16 protein-coding genes are annotated in these 18790 nt (G+C 60.3%); 3 read left to right on the top strand and 13 right to left on the bottom strand.

Features of this window, described 5'->3' with window-relative positions:
* Positions 1-86: 86 nt before the first annotated feature.
* The 13 genes from LZC95_37950 to fabD all read right to left on the bottom strand — a co-directional run bounded on the left by LZC95_37950 (position 87) and on the right by fabD (position 13463).
* Positions 87-317 (bottom strand): hypothetical protein, encoded by a 231-nt coding sequence (locus tag LZC95_37950; protein WXA92227.1) that lies wholly within the window; start codon positions 315-317, stop codon positions 87-89.
* A gap of 364 nt (positions 318-681) precedes the next feature.
* On the bottom strand, positions 682-2304 hold the full coding sequence (locus LZC95_37945) for an NAD(P)-binding domain-containing protein (GenBank protein WXA92226.1): 1623 nt from the start codon (positions 2302-2304) through the stop codon (positions 682-684).
* Between the two features lie 251 nt (positions 2305-2555).
* Positions 2556-3578: a hypothetical protein gene (locus LZC95_37940; GenBank protein ID WXA92225.1), complete on the bottom strand. Its 1023-nt coding sequence runs from the start codon at positions 3576-3578 to the stop codon at positions 2556-2558.
* A gap of 509 nt (positions 3579-4087) precedes the next feature.
* A complete protein-coding gene (locus tag LZC95_37935) occupies positions 4088-5086 on the bottom strand; it encodes a hypothetical protein (protein ID WXA92224.1) in 999 nt (332 codons plus the stop codon).
* Between the two features lie 76 nt (positions 5087-5162).
* A complete protein-coding gene (locus LZC95_37930) occupies positions 5163-5930 on the bottom strand; it encodes an SDR family oxidoreductase (GenBank protein ID WXA92223.1) in 768 nt (255 codons plus the stop codon).
* Positions 5915-7450, bottom strand: coding sequence for an FAD-dependent monooxygenase (locus LZC95_37925; GenBank protein WXA92222.1), 1536 nt, complete (start codon positions 7448-7450; stop codon positions 5915-5917). The genes LZC95_37930 and LZC95_37925 overlap by 16 nt, the downstream gene beginning before the upstream one ends.
* A 40-nt stretch (positions 7451-7490) precedes the next feature.
* Positions 7491-8441, bottom strand: coding sequence for an aromatase/cyclase (locus LZC95_37920; protein ID WXA92221.1), 951 nt, complete (start codon positions 8439-8441; stop codon positions 7491-7493).
* 50 nt (positions 8442-8491) lie between these two features.
* On the bottom strand, positions 8492-9268 hold the full coding sequence (gene fabG, locus LZC95_37915; protein WXA92220.1) for a 3-oxoacyl-ACP reductase FabG: 777 nt from the start codon (positions 9266-9268) through the stop codon (positions 8492-8494).
* Positions 9265-9585, bottom strand: coding sequence for a phosphopantetheine-binding protein (locus LZC95_37910; protein ID WXA92219.1), 321 nt, complete (start codon positions 9583-9585; stop codon positions 9265-9267). Before LZC95_37910 ends, fabG begins: the two co-directional genes overlap by 4 nt.
* 2 nt (positions 9586-9587) lie before the next feature.
* Positions 9588-10838: a ketosynthase chain-length factor gene (locus tag LZC95_37905; protein WXA92218.1), complete on the bottom strand. Its 1251-nt coding sequence runs from the start codon at positions 10836-10838 to the stop codon at positions 9588-9590.
* Positions 10835-12118 (bottom strand): beta-ketoacyl-[acyl-carrier-protein] synthase family protein, encoded by a 1284-nt coding sequence (locus LZC95_37900; GenBank protein WXA92217.1) that lies wholly within the window; start codon positions 12116-12118, stop codon positions 10835-10837. Before LZC95_37900 ends, LZC95_37905 begins: the two co-directional genes overlap by 4 nt.
* Complete coding sequence (locus tag LZC95_37895) at positions 12115-12444, bottom strand: TcmI family type II polyketide cyclase (GenBank protein ID WXA92216.1); 330 nt, start codon at positions 12442-12444, stop codon at positions 12115-12117. Before LZC95_37895 ends, LZC95_37900 begins: the two co-directional genes overlap by 4 nt.
* A gap of 98 nt (positions 12445-12542) precedes the next feature.
* Complete coding sequence (fabD, locus tag LZC95_37890) at positions 12543-13463, bottom strand: ACP S-malonyltransferase (GenBank protein WXA92215.1); 921 nt, start codon at positions 13461-13463, stop codon at positions 12543-12545.
* Between the two features lie 2993 nt (positions 13464-16456).
* Between fabD and LZC95_37885 the strand changes: the two genes are divergently transcribed.
* The 3 genes from LZC95_37885 (at position 16457) to LZC95_37875 (ending at position 18605) form a co-directional block, all read left to right on the top strand.
* Positions 16457-17221, top strand: a complete 765-nt coding sequence (locus LZC95_37885) for a GAF domain-containing protein (GenBank protein ID WXA92214.1) — start codon at positions 16457-16459, stop codon at positions 17219-17221.
* Positions 17222-17453: 232 nt separating this feature from the next.
* On the top strand, positions 17454-17972 hold the full coding sequence (locus LZC95_37880; protein ID WXA92213.1) for a hypothetical protein: 519 nt from the start codon (positions 17454-17456) through the stop codon (positions 17970-17972).
* Positions 17973-18398: 426 nt separating this feature from the next.
* Entirely contained in the window at positions 18399-18605 is a 207-nt protein-coding gene (locus LZC95_37875; protein WXA92212.1) for a hypothetical protein, read from the top strand.
* The last annotated feature ends 185 nt before the right edge of the window (positions 18606-18790 follow it).

The following is an 18790-nucleotide window of genomic DNA, read 5'->3' as shown; positions in this document are numbered from 1 at the left end:
CGCTCGTGGTTTCGTCCGCGTTCGAGCACGAAAGAGAAACGATGAACCCTATGCAAACCAGCGCCGAACGCGAGACGCAACCGGTGTCACGTCGCATCCGGTGCTCCCGAGACGTGCGCGCGTTCGGGAGAATGGCCCTCGGAGAGCGGCGAATCGTCGTCCGATGACGGAGGCGGCTCCTTGGAGCCAATTAGCCCGACGAGCTCGCTCGCAAATTGAATGAGTTGAACGCGTTCGTATCCTTCTCCCTGCAGCCGGCGGAATACGCTCTTCGCAAGGATACGAATACTCCGAACGGAATCTTGTTCTTGCTGCATGAAAGTGTTTCTCCTCGTCCCGGGCGATCTCGGGACGACCGAGTCAATCCGTACAAGGTAAGTTGGCGTAAAGATCGTCGTCCGTGACGAATTCTTCCGCCGTGTAATCTTCGCGGACCCTAGGTGGCGGTTCTTGGGGCCGGCGTGTTTCCTCCGCCTTTTGGGGCGAAGTGGGGTCGATGGCTTTCTCCGCGGGGTTCATTTGTCCTTCCTAGCAAGAAGTCGGCGGTCAACGGTCCAACGGCAATCGTAAATTGCGAATTCCGTCAACCGCGACGACCGATTGTCTCCAGTGCCGTCCGACGGGCTTACTCGTCTATAGTTTCATTCGTAAACCTCCCAGTGAAATACTAGCCTGTGTTGCTCAAGAGAAGGTGGGAGGGGTCGCCTGCACGTACGTCGTCGGCTTTCCTTCCCATGCGCGCGTGAAATGCGATTTGAGGACGGATGCGATTTGATCGAGCTTCGACGCGGGGACTCGGCCCTGGAGGTTGTGGGGCACCAGATGATCGAAAAGGTCTCGATGGGCGACGCTCTTCTCCATCGCAACGGGCAGGCGCATGATGACTTTTCTGGCGCCCTCGGGATCGGCGTGGGGACCCACCAATCTGTAGCAAGGGGCGATGTTGGAGCCGCAAGCGAGGCGGTACAACAACTCGGGATCGTCGAGGAAGTCCTCCAGCTTGGGGTTGCACCCAACGATATTGGCCACGTCATCCAGGTAGTCCGTGTAGCGGACGAGCGTGCGCATGTACGGAATGCCGTTGGTCAGCGCATTCTCCCTGGCAACATCGGCCCCGATCTTCTCGAGCAGCTCGCTTTTCTCCGGAAGATCCCATTTCCCGCTGCATGCCCGTGCGAAAAGACGTGCCTGCATTTCCGCGGCGGCCGGTACGCCACCTTGGACGGGTCGCGCCCAGCCGATGAATGCAAGGCGGCGACCCGTATCGGGATGAAACATATGCTTGTAGAGGTTCCGCACGTCGGGGATCTCGAGACCCTCGATCCAACCCGAGGGGATGGATCCCTCCTCGTAGCCCGTGCAAAGCATCACGATGTCCGCTTCGGTGCTCTGGCCGTCTTTGAAGTAAATTCGCTTGCCCTCGCACTTCTCGATGCCACCGAAGGTGGGCTTGATCGCGCCGCTCAGGACGTTGTCGATGAATACGTCGTTCTTCTGGAGGAACCGTCCACCCTTCGACTTGGAGAGCCACTCGTAGACGAGGCGGTTACGCGCAGGCATCTCGGGCAAATACGCCTGCAGCTTTTCCTTGAGCGTCGTGACGGTTCGAAGATGATCGCCCCAGTGAAGGACCCTGGTCGAGTAGGCATCGTTGGTGTCGGCACCTCCGTATGGATACCGCTCGATGAGCAACGGATAGGATCGCATCGAGAGCCAGCACTCTTGCGCCACATCCGATATCCACTTCGTAATGTCGGCAGATGTCTCGCCCATCCCGACACAGACGACGCGCTTGCCACGAAATTGCTCGGGACCGGTCCAATCCGCAGTGTGGACGACCTGCCCCGTATAATTGCCTTCCAACGGAATCATCCGGGGCGCCACCCGGCGAAAGGCGCCGCGACAGATGGCAACGGCCGTGAAATTCTCCTCCGTCGGTCCGTAGGGGCCCATGCTTGCCACGCGGAACGTGCCGTCGGGGTTCCTGTAGATTCCGGTTACTTTCGTATTGGTGCGTACATGCTTGTTGATCTCGAACTTGGCCGTGAAACGCTCGAGGTATTCGATGTACTCTGCACGGCTCCAGAAATAGCGGCCCTGATTCTCGGGGGGTGGCAACGACGAAAAGGCCATGAAGTAATTGGACACCGTAAGGTGCATTCGCTCGTAGCCCAGGCCCGTCGTGAACGTTCCTCCGACCTTGGGCTCTTCTTCGAAAACGACGACCTCCGCGCCCTCATCGAGGAGTTCCTTGGCCGTCACCAGACCGGACATACCAGCGCCCACGACCGCTACTCTTTCCATCCCTCACCTCTCGGCTATACTTTATGCTGCGGCGCGCCCTATCGCAGACCACAGTGATGCAGCGTTCATTACTGCCAGACTCAATCATAATTAGTACCTGGGTCTCGTCAAGCGAACATCTTCCAGGTCATATCGATTTAATTGGATATCAGCGATTCTTTAATGTAAAACGAATTATGGATTCTCGTTGGAACGACCACCGCGATCCCCGCTTCCGTCCGCGAAGGCACGGAAGCGGGACGGATGGGGGCTCATCGCCGACGCGACTCGATGATGTAGCTGTACGACGCCGTTGGCACGAGGCGCACGAGATCGAAGCCACCCGCATCCAGAATCTTCGCGTACTCTTTCTCCGAGCGCTCACGGCCGTGGCCCGTCATGATCATCATCCCGAGATCCACGATTTTGCCGATGTCGGGCCCATTACCCGGCTGGATGATGGCCTCGACCAGGAGAAGCTTTTGACCGGGTTTCGTGGCCCGTTGCACGGTCTGGAAGATGCGCACGGACTCTTCGTCGGTCCAATCGTGAATGACGCTCTTCATGATATAAGCATCCGCCGCGGGCACGGATTCGAAGAAGTTGCCGCCCACGGCCTGACAACGGTCTTTGATGGCATCCCACCGGTCGTGGCCCTTTCCGGCGGAGGAAACGACATGGGGCTGATCGAAAAGAATGCCTCGCAGATTCGGGTGTTTCGCCAGAATGGTCGCGAGCAAAATGCCTCGACCGCCGCCGAGGTCGCACAGCGTGCCGATGTCACTGAAGTCGTACGCATTGGCCACGGCGGCAGCGGACAAAGTCGAGAAAGATGTCATGCCCGCATTGAAGACCGAAGCCGCCTCGGGATGCTTCGAGGTGTACTGCCAAAGGTTCTCGCCGTAGTGCAAATCGAAGGCGGGTTTCCCCGTTTCGATGGCGCTGGGCAGCTGCGTCCAAGCCTGAGCCATGATGTCGTGATTGAGAAACAGGACGCTATCGCGCATCGAATTGGGGTTGTCGGTGCGAAGTAGTTCGGATGACGCGGTGTTCGCAAATCTGCCGTCGTCGAGCTCGGTGAAGATGCCCAAGCTAGCGAGCGCCCGCAGCAAGCGGAGCACGGAGGGAGCATGGGTATTCGTGAGGCGAGCAAGTTCGGTCGACGTTTTCGGTTCCGAGGCAAGGTGGTCCGCAAAACCGAATTTCGTGGCTGCGTGCAATGCGTGAGCGCCGCGCGCTCCCAAGAGAGTATCGAGCAGCCGCTGGGTGGGATTGGACTGGTTGGCAGATGACATGCGAGCGTTTCCTTCCGATGAATGCGTGTATGACGATGGCTAGAGTTTTTAGGGAGACTGCCGCGATGGTGTCCGGGGTTGCGCAGACGCCAGCATGTGGTCACCTTGAACTGCGAGAAGAATTTTTCGACTTCGGAGAACTCTTGCGCTTCGAATTGGGACTGTCAGCGCAAAGCAAGTGGGACAAGCGTGTGTTCGCAAACCTACCGTCTTGGAGCTCGACGAAAATACCTACGCCGGCGAGCGCCCGCAGCAAACGGAGCACGGAGGGAGCATGGGCATTGGTGAGACGAGCAAGTTCGGCCGCCGTTTTCGGACCCGAGACGAGAAGTTCGGCAAAACCGAATTTCGTGGCCTCGTACAATGCGTGAGCGCCGCGCGCTCCCAATAGAGTGTCGAGTAGCCTCTGGGATGCTGGTGAGTGGGTTGTAGAGGACATGCGAGCGCTCCTTCCGATGCGTCCGGGTCTTACGATCGCGAGAGACTTCTTTGATTACGTCCGCTGGAGTTCACTTTCCATGACAAGCGAAACAACCGCCACCGATGAGCGGCTGCTTTTGAGGATCGCCGGGGCCATACTCCGCAGCGCGCTTGGTCAAGTCCGAGGCCAAGCGCTCTTCGACGATATGCTTGAATTTCGGATTCCAGGTGTCGTACCCCTCGGTCTTGGAGATGAACTCGTAGACCGGGCGCGCGGCGTCGGGCTGATTGTTCTTGACGAGTATGTCCGCGAAATTGAGGAGATACCCTTGAATCGAGTGCGGCCAGTTGTAATGATTTCCACAGTCGCGGCTCGGATTTGCAAACGGCCTTTTGAGGAGCGGGCGCATATCGGGATGCGCGCGGTCGAATTTTGCGCCGCTGCACAGCTCGTAGAGACGAAAGAGCGAATCGAGGGAGGTCGTGAAATCCGGGGTGTTTCGCGGTGCTCCATTCATCAGATCCGTCACCGTCGCGTAGCCCAACGCGGGCATATGCGTGGTGACGAGTTGCTCCATTTCGCGACCTTTCTGCGCCGCCGCCCAATCTTGCCTGACCATTGCGCCCGAATAGAGGACGCCTCCTGCGAAAGCCGTGGCGAAGATTTTGCTCTGCTGGTCGGGTGCAGCGTCCACACCGGCCTGCGTGTATTTCACGGCAAGCTCGAAGTAAGCGGGGATCTTCGACGGATCCATCGGAGGACCGCCATACCGCATCGTCTGAATGGGAATGACGTAAGCGAAGCCGCCGATGGTCGCCAGATCCGGATCCTTCGGGCGGGTGTTGAAAAGGCCGATCATTTTGTCGCGAGCACCGGCAATCGCGTCGAGGTCCATCGAGCGGAATGCTTCCCAGAAGGCGTCCTTGGCCTCCTTGGCGCGCGCAGAATCATCCGTCGCTACCGCGGCGCCGCTCGTCGCAGCGACATCGGACGCGGGCTTCGCGCTCGAGTTGCTGCATCCCAATGCGGCGGCCACGATGGCTCCGGTTCCGAGCGCCATCGCAAAGTACATTCTAAACGTGTTCATGGCTGTCCTTTCCGACCTCGAATCGGGTTGGTCGGTGGTAACGAGTAACGAGAAAGCTCGTTTTAGTATCCATGCGTCAGCTGCTGCCCAGCAGCGATCCGCCGGTTGCGTCCACGAAGGAACCCGTGACCCAACGCGAGTCATCGGAAGCGAAGAATGCCACGACGTCGCCGATGTCTTCCGGTTCGGCCACGCGGCCGAAGGTGGAGAAGTGCCCCAACTGCTTCACGACTTCGGGGATATTGAAAACCGGATTGCTATTGCGTGTTACGCCCGGCGCCACACTATTGACCGTGATGTTGCGCGGGCCCAGATACTTGGCAAAGTGCCGCGCGAGCATTTCGACCGCGCCCTTGCTCATCGCGAACGCAATTTCCTCCGGGTTGGCGAACCTGGTCAGGCCCGTGGAGATGTTGATGATGCGCCCGCCGTCCGGAATGATCGATAGCGCGCGCTGGATGATGAAGAAGGGCGCCTTCGCATTGACCGCCATGAGGCGGTCGAACATGTCGGGCGTGGTCGTCTCGGGCGAGGTGCGCACCAAGATCCCCGCGTTGTTGACGAGAATGTCGAGCGCGACCTTCCCCGTGTGCTCCTCGAGCCCCTGTTCCAGACCCGCGAAGAGTTGCTGCACGTCGCCGGGAACGCCCAGCTCGGCCTGGATTGCAAAGGCGCGGCCGCCCGCCTTCTCGATCGAGGTGACGACATCGTGGGCCGCGCTCGCATTGTTCGCGTAATGGACGGCAACGAGTGCGCCTTCCCGAGCGAGCCGGATGGCGGTCGCTCGGCCGATTCCCCGGCTCGACCCGGTGACCAATGCGGTCTTGCCTACGAGCTTACCCATGTTTGGTATTCTCCTGATTTGCGGATCGAATCTGCGGGGGGGCCGAACCAACGGTGCAAGGCGGCGGTGAGATCGCTCGAATCCGTGCCCGCTTCCTCGGTCCATACGACGTGGCCATCCGGACGAATGAGAACGGCGCGTATTTTCACCAACGATTCATTTGGCAATGCCTTCGCCTGAATGAGTTGAATGTGGCCCGCCCACGGTGCTGCTTGCGTGGCGAGCCGATCGAAGCGCGTTTTGTCGTGATTTGCGAAAATGAGCAATACCCCGCGACCACCGCGGAGCAAGGCCGGGGTGCGGGTGGTGCCTGACTTTGTGGTAAGCTCGACGTGCGGCATCCGCGCGCCCAGCAAGGGGTTCGCGTTGGTGCCGACGTCGTATCGGACATCCAGGCCGCTGATCATCGACGCCAACTCGGTCCGCACATCGCCGTGCGTGATCAGTTTGCCCATGAGATTCCGGACCGACTCCACCTCGGGGCCGCCCAATAGCAGCATGGCCTGTGCCTTGATATTCGACAGGACGCTCTCGCCGACCGCATGCCGCTCGTGATGGTACGTATCGAGCAACTCGTCGGAGGCACGCCCGCGGACGCAAAGTGCCAATTTCCAGCCGAGGTTGACGGCATCCTGCAAACCGAGGTTGAGGGCCTGGCCACCGATCGGCATTTGCCGGTGTGCGGCGTCGCCCGCGAACAGGATTCGCCCATGGCGGTAATGCGTCAATTGGCAGGAGCCGTCGCTGAAGGAGTTGACCCACAGCGGGGTCCCACCGCGGATGTCCTCACCGGTGACGCGCATCCAGATATCGGCGACCTCGGAGAACGTGGCTTGTGCGGCCCCGCGTTCTTCCATGCGACCGAATTCGTGCACCATCACGCGGGTGACCCCGTCCTCGCGACGGGCCGCAATGGCAAGTCCCTTCGCCAAACGCTGAAAACGGCGGTTGGGAATGTGGATCCCGGCGACGTCCGCGCGAATCATCACGCGCTCCAATCCCGAATGGGGGAAGTCGACGCCCAATAGGCGCCGGACGATGCTGTTTTCGCCGTCGCAGGCCACCACATAGCTGGCCTCGATCCGTACGGGACCTTTCGGGCCGATCGCTTGGATCTCGACCTTGCCCTCGCCGGCGGCCACGCCGATCACTTCGTGACCGCGACGGATATCGGCCCCCAACGAGGAGGCCCATTGCTGGAGGATAGGTTCGAGCTGGGTTTGAGCGACCTTCCATTGACCGGGATACGGGCTCGGAAGGGTAAGATCGAGCGGCAGCCCGCCGAAATGCCCCATCTTGTCATTCGGGGGCTTCCCGATGCTCTCCAGAAGCCCCCGGCTATCCAAAATTTCCATCGTGCGCGCGTGGAGTGTGGAGGCTCGCGATTCGGTCATCGGAGCGTCCAATTTCTCCAGCACGATCACCTCGGCGCCGCCGAGTCTGAGCTCACCGGCGAGCATCAGCCCGACCGGCCCCGCGCCCACCACGACCACCGGCGTGGTGGGAGATATCCTTTCCATTTGTTCCGTTCTATTCGTCACGATGGAGGTGCTCGATTCGTCAGACGCGGCGCTTCGCCTCCGCGTACTCTTTGGCATAACCGAGGGTCGCGCGGCTGTTCGTGCTCAGTGCGGTGCGAACGTAGTCTTTCGCCTTCTCGACATTGGCTTCGGGACCGAGAATCTTCGCGATATTTTCCGCGCGAATGATGACCGTGTGCTGCGATGACGCGCGGACGCCGTTTTCGGTCTCTCGGAAGGTCCAATAGCCGGTGTGCAGATCCATCAACGCAGGCAAGGTGATTTGCTTGTAGGCAATCCGATAATGGGGGAAGCAGACGCGAATGGACTTCGTGGTGTGGGTGGAGCCGTCCTTGGCGCGCGTATCCATTTCCAAGGTTTGCAGGCCTTGCCCGTCCTCCTCGAAGCGCACCTTGGCTACGTGCGGCAAGCGCTCGGACCACAGATTCGCTTCGTTGATGAAATCGTAGACGTCTTTTGCCGAACCGCGAATGTCGATGCTGTCCTCGAAGGACATGAGCAATTCTTCGGAGGCGGTTACCCGCTCGACATTCGCCTTGAGTGCGGTGAGCTCGGAGCGTGAATTGCGATCGACGGCCTCGTCAATCCACTTCAAGCTCGCCGGATCGTCGTCGATGGCGCGGTAGTCGTGGAGCAGCCTTACCCGCGATTCCGTTTTGGAAATCGGCTCGATGATCCACGTTCCACCCATCGAGGCGACGGGGGGCGCGGAGACCTCCTGCCGAAATTCGATGAGCAGCTTTTCGCGATCGAGGACACGGCGCGAGGCCCACGTTTTCGCCTGGCCATTGGCGGTTGCCCAAATGCGAATCCGCTCCTCGCGCTCGGTTTGCTCGAAGCGATCGACGTAGACCGTCGGCGGGAAGATTCGCGGCCAGTTTTGCACGTCCGCAATCAGTTGGTACACGGCTTCGGCCGGGGCGAGCACGGTAATGTCGTGCTCCACCTCTTTGAGGCCCGTCGTCGGCATGGAATATCTCTCCTGGCTGAATTTCTATGAACTAATGGGGCGGGCGCAGCTCAGAAGTTGCCAAGACCGCCGCAGACGTTGAGGGCTTGGGACGTAATCGAGGCCGCGGTATCGGAGGCCAGATAGCCCACGAGGCCTGCGACTTCTTCCGGCGTCGAATAGCGGCCGAGAGGAATCTTCGCCTGGAATTTGGTGAGAATTTCTTCTTCGGTGCTCTTGTACGCCGCCGCATAACCTTGGCGAACGCGTGCTGCCATGGGGGTCTCCACGTAGCCCGGGCACACTGCATTCACCGTGATACCGGTCGGTGCAAGCTCGTTGCCCAATGCTTTGGTGAAGCCCACCACGCCGTGCTTCGACGCCGAATACGGCGCACCCAGGATGACACCCTGTTTGCCAGCTGTCGAGGCGATGTTGATGATACGACCCCATTTCTTCTGCCGCATTCCGCCGGGGCCAAGCACTTCACGCGTCATACGAAAGACGCTGGTGAGGTTCGTCTCGATGACGTCGTTCCAGAGGTCGTCGGCAATGTCGGCGGTGATGCCGCCGCCGCTGCGACCTGCGTTGTTGACCAAGACGTCGACCGTTCCGTAGCGCGTGACGGCGCCTTGCACGAATGCACGCACCGACTCGCCGGAGCGCACGTCGAGGGCGATGCCGTCGACCTCGAGAGCTTCGTCACGCAGCTTTTGCACGGTGTTCTTCACGTTCTCGGCGTTGCGCGCACCGATGAACACACGATGGTCCTGCTTGGCGAGCAATCGGGCGACGGCGAGGCCGATGCCGCTGGTGGCGCCGGAAACGAGGGCTACCCGCTGGCTCATGTTCCCATTCCTGCGGCGCTCGCGTGAACGGCGTGAGCGGCATGACCCGCGTGGCCAGAATGACCGGCGCTGCGGTACTGATTCACCAAGGAAAGCAGCTCGCGGGGCGTGCGCGCCTCAGCGAGCGCGCCATCGTCGAGGGAGATGCGGCGTTCGATTTCGATGCGCCGGCCCGTTTCGAGCATCGCCACGGATTCGTAGCCCAGGTCTGCAAAGTCGGTGTCGAGGATGTCGCCGTCCAGATCGACGTTTTCGTCCGCTCCGGCGCCGGCGAGAAGGACCCTTTTGAGATCTTCGAGGGTGAATTCTTTGCTCATTGTCAGCTCCCTGTGTTTTGTAGTTGGTTATTCGAAGATTCGTGAAAGCCCCGCACGACGAGCGCGGAGTTGAAACCGTGATAGCCGCGGGCGAGGACGAGGGCGGTCCGCACGTTGGCACGCCGCGGTTCGCCGGTGACCAGATCGAGTTGGTAGTCGGAGATCGCTGCGGTATGCACCGTCGGAGGGATGAGCCCCTCTTGAATGGCAAGCAGCGCGGTGGCCACATCGAGCGGGGCGGCGCCCGAGTACAATCGTCCGGTCATGGTTTTGGGGGCCGTAACGGGCACTCCGCGCGGGCCGAAGACCTGGACGAGCGCCTCGGACTCGATGCGATCGAGCTCCGGAATGGCCGCTGCATCGGCGAAGACCACGTCGACATCGCGAGGCCCGACACCCGCGTCGGCCAGGGCAAGCTCGATGGCTTTGCGCAAACCGGGGGCGCGATCGCTTCCCGGCTTCGGATCGATGGTCGCTCCGTAGCCGGCGATTTCGCCGTAGACCTTTGCGCCGCGCTTCCGTGCGGCGCTCTCGTTCTCCAGGATGAGGATTGCGCCGCCCTCACCGGGGACGAACCCCGACGCGTCGGCGTCGAATGGAAGGTACGCTCGCTCCGGATCGGTGCCGGTGCTGAGGCGTCCGCTCGCGCCCTGCGCCACCCAGCCCCACGTGCATATGGATGCGTCGATGCTGCCGGAGACGATGAGGGGCGTGCCCTTGCGAATCTGGCGGCGCGCCTGCGCGAGGGCATCGAGGCCACCGGCCTGATCGCTCACGACCACGCCGCTCGGGCCCTTCATTCCATTGCGAATGGAGATCTGGCCGCTGTTGACTGCGTAAAACCACGCAAAGGACTGGTATGCGCTGACATGTTGGCTGCCCTGGCTCCACAGCTTTTGGAGCTCGTTCTGGCCGAATTCGAAGCCGCCCGAGGAGCTGGCGGTGACGACGCCCATGTCGAATTCGGAAAGCGTGTCAGGCTTCACACCCGCATCTTCCAGCGCCCAATCGGCGGCGACCAATGCGAGCCGCGTCATGCGATCCGTTTGCGGGAGCAATCTTTGGGGCAGGTGCTTCTTCGCCTCGAAGCCTTGGATCTCACCGGCCAACTGCGCCGGATAGCCCGTCGGATCGAATCGAGTGATGCGGCCGATTCCGCTCTTGCCACGGAGGGTTGCCGACCAATAATCCTTGGTCCCGAGGCCATTGGGCGATGCAATGCCCAGACCGGTCACCACGACCGAGGCGCTCATGCCGCGCTCCTTGCCATCGGCGCGCTCGGGTCGGCGAGCAGCATGGCACTTTGGAATCCACCGAATCCGCTGCCCACCGTCAGGACCACGTCCGTCCGGTGATCGCGGGCGATGCGCGGGACGTAGTCCAAATCGCACTCCGGATCGCGATTGTGCAAATTGGCCGTGGGGGGAACCACATTGTGCTGAATGGCCAGGACCGATGCGGCGATCTCGATCGAACCAATGGCCCCCAAGGAGTGGCCGACCATCGATTTGATGGAGCTCACCGGGGTGCGGTAAGCATGTTGACCCAGACTTCGCTTGAATGCAGCCGTCTCGTGGCGATCGTTCTGCTTGGTGCCGGAGCCGTGCGCATTGATGTAATCGATGGCTTCCGGATTCATGCGCGACTCCTCCAGCGCCACACGGATGGCCTCTGCCATTTCCACTCCATCCGGGCGCAGCCCGGTCATGTGGAAGGCGTTGCAACGTGCGGCGTATCCGGTGATCTCGGCGAGAATGCGTGCTCCGCGTTGCTTGGCGGCCTCGAACTCCTCGAGCACGAAGATGGCCGAACCCTCGCCCAAGACGAATCCGTCTCTCGTCGCGTCGAACGGCCGCGAGGCATGCTCGGGGTCGTCGTTGCGCGGTGTGGTCGCCTTGATGGCATCGAAGCAGGCCAAGGTGATCGGCGAAATGGGGGCGTCCGTCGCGCCGGTGATCATCACGTCGGCCGAGCCCTCGCGAATCAGCTCGACGGCGTGGCCCACCGAATCGATGCCCGACGTGCATCCCGTGGACACCACCGTGCTGGGGCCTTCGGCACCGACAGCCCACGCGATCTCCGCCGCGAAGGAGCTCGGTACGAAGTAATCGTAAAGGTGCGGAACCGCGTACCTGTGATCGACCCGCTCGAGGCGGCCGCCGTTGCTCACCACGCGGTACTCGGCATCGAGGCCCATGGTCGCACCGACCGCGCTGCCGATGGTGATACCGACGCGGTAAGGGTCGAATCGACCGATGTCGATGCCGCTGTCAGCCACCGCTTCACGCGCCGCCACGAGTGCCAATTGCGCGGCGCGGTCCATTCGGCGAATTTCCTGGGGCTCGAGGCCGTTCGCCTCGGCGTCGAAGTCGATCTCCGCCGCGACGCGCGAGCGAAACGGCGACGGATCGAACGTGGAAATCTTCCGCGTTGCAGTCCGGCCTTCGCAGAGCAACTTCCAGAAATTCTTGGTCCCGACACCGCCCGGGGCCACCACCCCCATGCCAGTAATGACGACGCGCCGGCGCATCATTTCGAAGCTTCCCAATGATAAAAGCGAGTGGCCATTGCGTCGATGGGTGAGCGCCACGTGGCGGGGTCATACGCTTGAATGAACGGTTTGAGATCCTCACTGATGGTGATGAATCGCGGATCCGATTTGGCGAGCTCGATGCGCTCGCCGCCATTGTCCGTGTCGAACTCCTGAAGATGAAAATAGAGGCCCTTGTACGAAAAGAGCTGGCGACGGCGTGTTCCCATGCGGTGCGGCATCTCGGTCTGGTCGAAATCTCGGAAAAGCTGGACGACGTTGGTGCTCCAGCGTGGCTCCATGCGGGCCACAATCAACGTGCTATGCATGTCATCTCCTTTTCGCGACCGGATCGCTCCGGCCATGAACACTTCTGCGAAAACTGGTCTACGAAGACCGCGGTCCGGATTCCGCGATCATGATCCCATCAATTCGTATCGTTTTGCCCATGGTGGACATTTTCGAGAGCTGCACGGTGTTGCGGAGCAAGGCCCGGCGACGGAGCCGTCTCGTTCGATGCTCGACCGAGGAACGAACCCGCGAGCGGTTCGGAAACTTTCTGTATTTGTCGAATCAGGCCCGCGAGAACTTTTCCAGGCCCGACTTCTTCGAATTGCGGATCGTCCAATGACATAAGGCGTCGAACCGTTTCTGTCCATCGGACGGGGCTCACAATTTGAGCGACCAGTTTGTCGGCGATGGTTTCGACTTCATGGGGTAGGGCATCGACATTGGAGACAACCGGAAATTGCAAGGGCGACATGCGAATATCGCGCAAGAAAACCCGAAACTCGTTGGCGGTATCGGCCATGTACCGCGAATGGAAAGCTGCGCTGACCCGGAGTGAAACGAAGCTCCGTGCCTTCGCCGCGAGGAAGGGCTCCTTGCAAGCCAGCAAATCCTCCCGCGGTCCCGCGAGCACGATTTGATTGGGGCCGTTGAGATTCGCAATGTCGATCGTACTAGCGCCCTCGGCCCGGAGCACCTCGGCGACCTCGCTCTCCGTGAGCCCCATGACCGCGGCCATGCCTCCCGCGCTCGAGCGGGCCATCAACTCCCCACGCCTTTTGACGAGGGCGATGCCCGTCGCAAGGTCGAATGCACCCGCGGCAAAAAGTGCGCTGTACTCACCCAAGCTATGGCCTGCTACGATATCGGGGCGGCCGCCCTCTGCTAGCTTTTCCATGTAGCTGAGGGCATTGACTAGGAAGAGCGCGGGTTGAGTGTACTCGGTGCGATCGAGGCGCTGATCCGCATTCTCGAGACACAGATCCGTCACGGAATAGCCGAGCACTCGATCTGCCGTGGCCACCGCGTCCGGGTACTTGGCAAAAAGTGCGGCACCCATGCCGGCCTTCTGAGAGCCTTGACCCGGAAATACGTATATGCGAGTCATTGTCGCCCCATCGATGGTTTCGGTGATTGAATGTCAAGCATCGCCTTGCGCCTCCGAGGATGAAAGGTGCGATGGGTACAAATGGTCAAGTTAAGTCGTGTGAGCGTAATGCGATAAGTTCGCAAGAATGACCCGACGATTGCGCTGTCGTGTCATCGAACGACAAGGGATGGTCTTCGTTTGCTCGGACTGCTGACTGCTCGATTGCGGCGGTGACGTTTCAAGTCGCGCATCCCGCTCGTCGGTCATGCTGCGCCACCCACGCCCCGTGTCATTAGCGTGAACTCCTACGAGAGATTTCTCGTAGTTTTATACGTATTTTCCGTGGCCAGCTATTCGAAGAAAAGAGACGAAATTTGGATTTGGGTGCCGAACAAAAATACACCCATTGTATCGTTACAATTCGCCGCGGAGCGTAACGTTCACTACTGGGGGGCTCGTGTCAATCGTCGTGACTTTGCTCGTTGTCGATGGAGAGGCAGTCTGTCGCGCCACGGGGTGCTTTCTAGGAATGCCGCGGATACGAGCCGCCAAATCACGGACAGACAATCTCTCGTCTAGAATGGATTGAACCAACGTCCAACGTGCATCGCGTCCGCGAACTTCGGTCAGGAGCTCCAGGTGAGACCAGGTGACGGGGTGGCCGCCGTTCGTGCGCAAAGCCAATACCGCCTCGAGTTCGTCCACGCCGATGACTTCACTGATGCGAGCGGACCGTCGGAGCGCGCTTGGATGGATATCGAAGGCTTGGGCGAGACGCCGAAGCGCATCAGTAGGAAAAGCGCCAGTCGGGGCGCGGCGAATTCTGCTGACGATTCGCCCTAGGTCGTACCGAGTTCGCATTTCCTGGGCAGCAATGTCCGCCAGCCGATCGAGGAAGTGCAGCACGACGGCTTCCAGTGGCGTGCCCAGCAAGTCGCCATCGAGCCGATGCTGCTGCACTTGTTGCGCCTGATCGAGTGTTCGCCGCATGAATGGGGGGTCTCCGAATTCAAGAACTCGAGCAAATGCGGATCATGGGATGATCTCCTAGCTGCGTCAAGAAGTTGCCGGTAAAACCGCTGCGCAACCGAAAGAAGTCCCACAATCAATCAAGGAATGAACGACGGCTGGTTCCTCGTATTGTCGATGCTCGACGCACATCGAGTTGATTGACTCGTCGACAGCTAATTGGAAGTCGAGTGGCATGCTTCGCTGCAGGCTGGTCTCGAAGTACCTTCGATGACGAAGAGCGACGCGCAATTCTTTCTCGTGCGCGAGCGACTTCGCCGACTGCGGCGCGCGCCCACCGCACGCGCGTCCCGCGCCTGTCGTCATGTGCGTCCGTGCGACGGCGCGCATCGCGATGGAGAAAATCCGGTTATGCCATCTTGCGAGAATTTCATCGTCACCGACAACGGTGCGCGTACATGATTCATTCGGTCACGATCCCGCCGTCGGCGGCGTGAATTATCCAAGTAAAGGTGCCCGACGCGTGGTGTGGATGCCATCGAACAGCCCATGACCAAGTCGGCAATCGGAATCGCGAGAGGTAGGACGCCATCCTGGACAAAAGCAAACGCGAAAGTGTCGATTGAACACCTCCGCGGCACTGCGATCACGCCATCCCTTGGATCACGTGGAGAGAGCCCGCACGAGGGAGGGGGAGCCGCAAAATCGTGTCCGTGCTCGATCGGATTCACCTGACCGCCTTCTTCTCGCGACAACGAGGAGGCAAGCCCCCCCGGAGTATTGTTTCAAAGGTTTCTTGGGGGGGGGGCTTGCTCGAGCAACTTGATCCAAATCCGCTGCGGTCGCTCTACTTCTTTCTAGTCGAGGTGAAGTCGGCGGTATAGGTTTCGACGGGCGTCCCATCGGGAGTGTAAATGGTGATCGTGCTCGTAGTCGAACTGGATGTCCGGACCTTTTTGAGTCCAGGTGACGGGGCCGGTTAGACCGATGCTCGTCACCATTTTGCCTCCGCCGCCAGCGTCGAACGTGAAGGTTCCCGTGCGAGTCACATCGCCGGTATGGAGGTGTTCGACGACACTGACGTCCCAGACGCCGGTCAACGGGCGAGTGGAAAGCGATTCCGTAGACGTCCCAGTCGTCGCTGATTCGTCACCATCACTCGCCGGTTCCGCGGCGCATCCCGCCACGGACGCCATGAGTCCGATCATTCCTACAACTGCACTCAATTTTGAGATTTGGGTCATACGCAAAGACTAGAGCAAAGCGTTTGCCCAGTGGTCGCGCTGACATCGAGTGAAAATTACTCGATAAATCGATAATATCCATCTGCCGTGTACCAACGCAATACGGTACGGTGTACCGCTCGGCGTACCCGCGCATGGTACATCTCGGCGACACGGGTAGTTCGATTTCGTAAATCATTGAAGTAGGCGTGCCACGGAATGGCGCGGTCCGCGCAGCGAGCACCGCTAGACGCTTGTCAGACCGGCGTTCGACTAGGAAGGAGGACATCGTCCCACGAACTGTAGATCGCGCGCTAATTCGTATACCTGGACTGGTTTTAGTCCACTTGTCGAATGCGATCATTGGCCACGGCATGGGTGACGCCGTATTCGTCGTCGCGTCGACAGCGGGCAGCGAATCGCATCGCTCGGAACGCGAATGGGCGACCCGTTGGCGTGATGGGTGTACGAGCGACGCGAGCTCGAAACGGCGGCCGGTAAACCGCGCGCCCGATCGTATCCGACCTAGGGTGCCTCACTAGTTCGTTTTCAATTCGATGGATTGCAGAATGGCGACTTCGAAGAACCTGGAAGCGCGTCCTCCGTGTGCTTCGCGCGGCTCGCCCATGCGGGCATCGACCAGACGCGGGGGGTGGCTTCAGCACCGCCGAAGAAGCGAAGCGCCCCCCAGCTGGAGCGGAAACGGGCCGCCGGCAAGGTCTGCTACGCGATTTCCTTCCACACCGCATCCGGACATGATGAAATCTCGAGATGGGAGATCGGTGCGCTCAATTTTTTCGTGAAGCCGAAAAGATCGGCGGAATTCCGGCGAAGGTTCGGCTGGCGTCGCTTGCATGCATCACCTCGGCCGAGGCAGCGGCGAGCAACGATGACCTTCGGCTGGTCACACGCTTGAAGGATGCCCTCGAGCAAGTCCGCTCCGAGATCGACGCCCGCACCGGTGGCTTTTTGGATCAAGCTGCCATCGCTACCGGCAACAACGCCCGGCTGGTCGCCAAGCTTCGACATCATGTCGAATGTTTCGTCGATATCATGAGCCAGCGCTCGCTCATCCTGGGCAACATCCGCGAAGCCGCCCGCCGCACGAACGAAGCCGCAAGCCGCGCAATGGACGTTGCGCGCGTCAGCGTATGGCTCATCGACGACAAGCGTACCAAGATTACTTGCCTCGACTTGTTCGATACGGACAAGGGGACGCACAGCGGTGGTGGTGAGCTTTTCGCGACCCAATATGCACCTTACTTCGCGGCGCTCGGTTATGAACGTACCATCATCGCGAACGATGCGAGAAAGGACGCGCGCACCTCGTGTTTGACCAAGGCGTACCTCGAGCCGCTTGGCATCGGAGCCATGCTCGACGTGCCCATCTGGGTGCATGATCGCCTCGCAGGTGTCGTCTGCCACGAGCATGTCGGCGGTCCTCGGCAGTGGGACGCGGACGAAGAGCGTCTGGGCTATCTTCTATCGAGCTTCGTCGCCATTGCGCTCGAAGGCCCGCGCTCCCCGCGGCGATAGACGACTTCTCCTTCGCGATGTAGCACGGCGCGCCAAAACCGGCGCGCTCCGGAGGTCGGTCCTGGAAAGAGGCGGCTTCGTTAAAGGAAACCCGGCGCGGCTCGTAAGGAAGGCATAGGGGAGCTCAACCTGCGGTGCGCTTCGTGCGCACGATGGGCGGGCGAGCTCTTGTCCTTTCGGAGAGATCGCAATGGGAAACAAAACGCATTTTAGGGTGGGAACATGGGCTTTGATGCTTACTGCGCTCGGCGCGCTGGGCGGATGCGCCTCGATTGGAAAAATGTTGGGTGTGGGCCAGCCCGATGCCCTCAAAGGCGACATCCCATTCCGCGTCACCAACCCGCCGACGCCCGTCGGACGCAATTTCAGCAAACCCATTCAGTATAGCGTTTGCGGCTTCGTGGTCATTACGCCAGATGGGCAAATCCGCAACAATTGGTTCGGCGGCATGGCCGCGCCCCCGCCGCAGCCTGGAGAGTCCAAAGATTACAAGATCAAGCCCGGCGTCTATCGCATTCAGGCGCATGCGTGCACCGGGGATCCCAAGCATCTGCACGCCGATTCCACGGGGCAGATGGATGTCGAAGTCAAAGGTCCCACGGAGGTCGTGGTGGTCGCGCCGAGTGGCGAGGCCCGGGCCGAGCGAACGGCGGGATTCGACGTACGAGTCCTCAGGACTGGCCCCTGGAAAGAGGAGCAGACCCTCTACTGCAGCACCGACAAATGGGGCAAAGAGGTTTGCACCGAGTGAGCCGGCTAGGTCCGAAGCCCCGCTTCGATGCGGGGCTCGGACGAGACGCTTACCCACTCAACATTGGGGGAGTTGACTGCACCGTTTGAAACACGCGTCGTGGTCGCTCGGAGGTCCGTTGGTGCACCCATCGAAGCAATGGTTTCGCTTTTCTTCGCAGGCATTGGCGGACTGCGGCGCCGGTGGAGATGCATGGGCCGACGGCATCTTTTTGTCCTCTTGGAACCATTCATCGGGCAATGTCGATTTGCATCCGCTGGTCATGACGGCAAGGAACATGACGTGTGCGGCGACTCGTAGGCAACGGCGGATGCGGTTCAATGGGCGCCTCGGAGCGGGCGAAAGGGTGGTGATCATATCGTGACCTTACGGGCCTATCGCGCATTCCTTTAATGGTCGTAGACATATCGAGAACGGAGAATAGCCATGACGAACGTGCAAGCGCCTTCCACCCAGGGAAGTGTCGGACTCGGTTTTCTAGCCGGATTATTCGGTGGATGCTTGGGGGCGGGTTTCGTGTACGTGCTGGCCAAAGGACCCGACACGAAAAAGGGTGCGCTGTACGGTCTGCTCGCCCAGATGTGTATCGGCTTCGTCTTTGGATTTGCCTTTACGACGAAGCTATTGAAGTAAGCGGAGATTCGATTATCAGCGCTACTTCTTCCGCTATCGCGTAATTGAATCTTTTACATGCCGAGGTGAACGCGCGGACCGGAGCTGCCGCGTTGCACAAGGCGACCGGTTGATGGCGGCCATTCGTGAATGGCGCAAATAACGGTGTGGGAACGGACAGATCACCAACATTTCCATCTTGCGAT

Source organism: Sorangiineae bacterium MSr12523 (genome assembly GCA_037157775.1).
Taxonomy (GTDB): Bacteria; Myxococcota_A; Polyangia; order Polyangiales; family Polyangiaceae; genus Pendulispora; species Pendulispora brunnea.
Note: the sequence above shows the minus strand (reverse complement) of the source record. Positions and strands in the feature narration are given on the sequence as shown.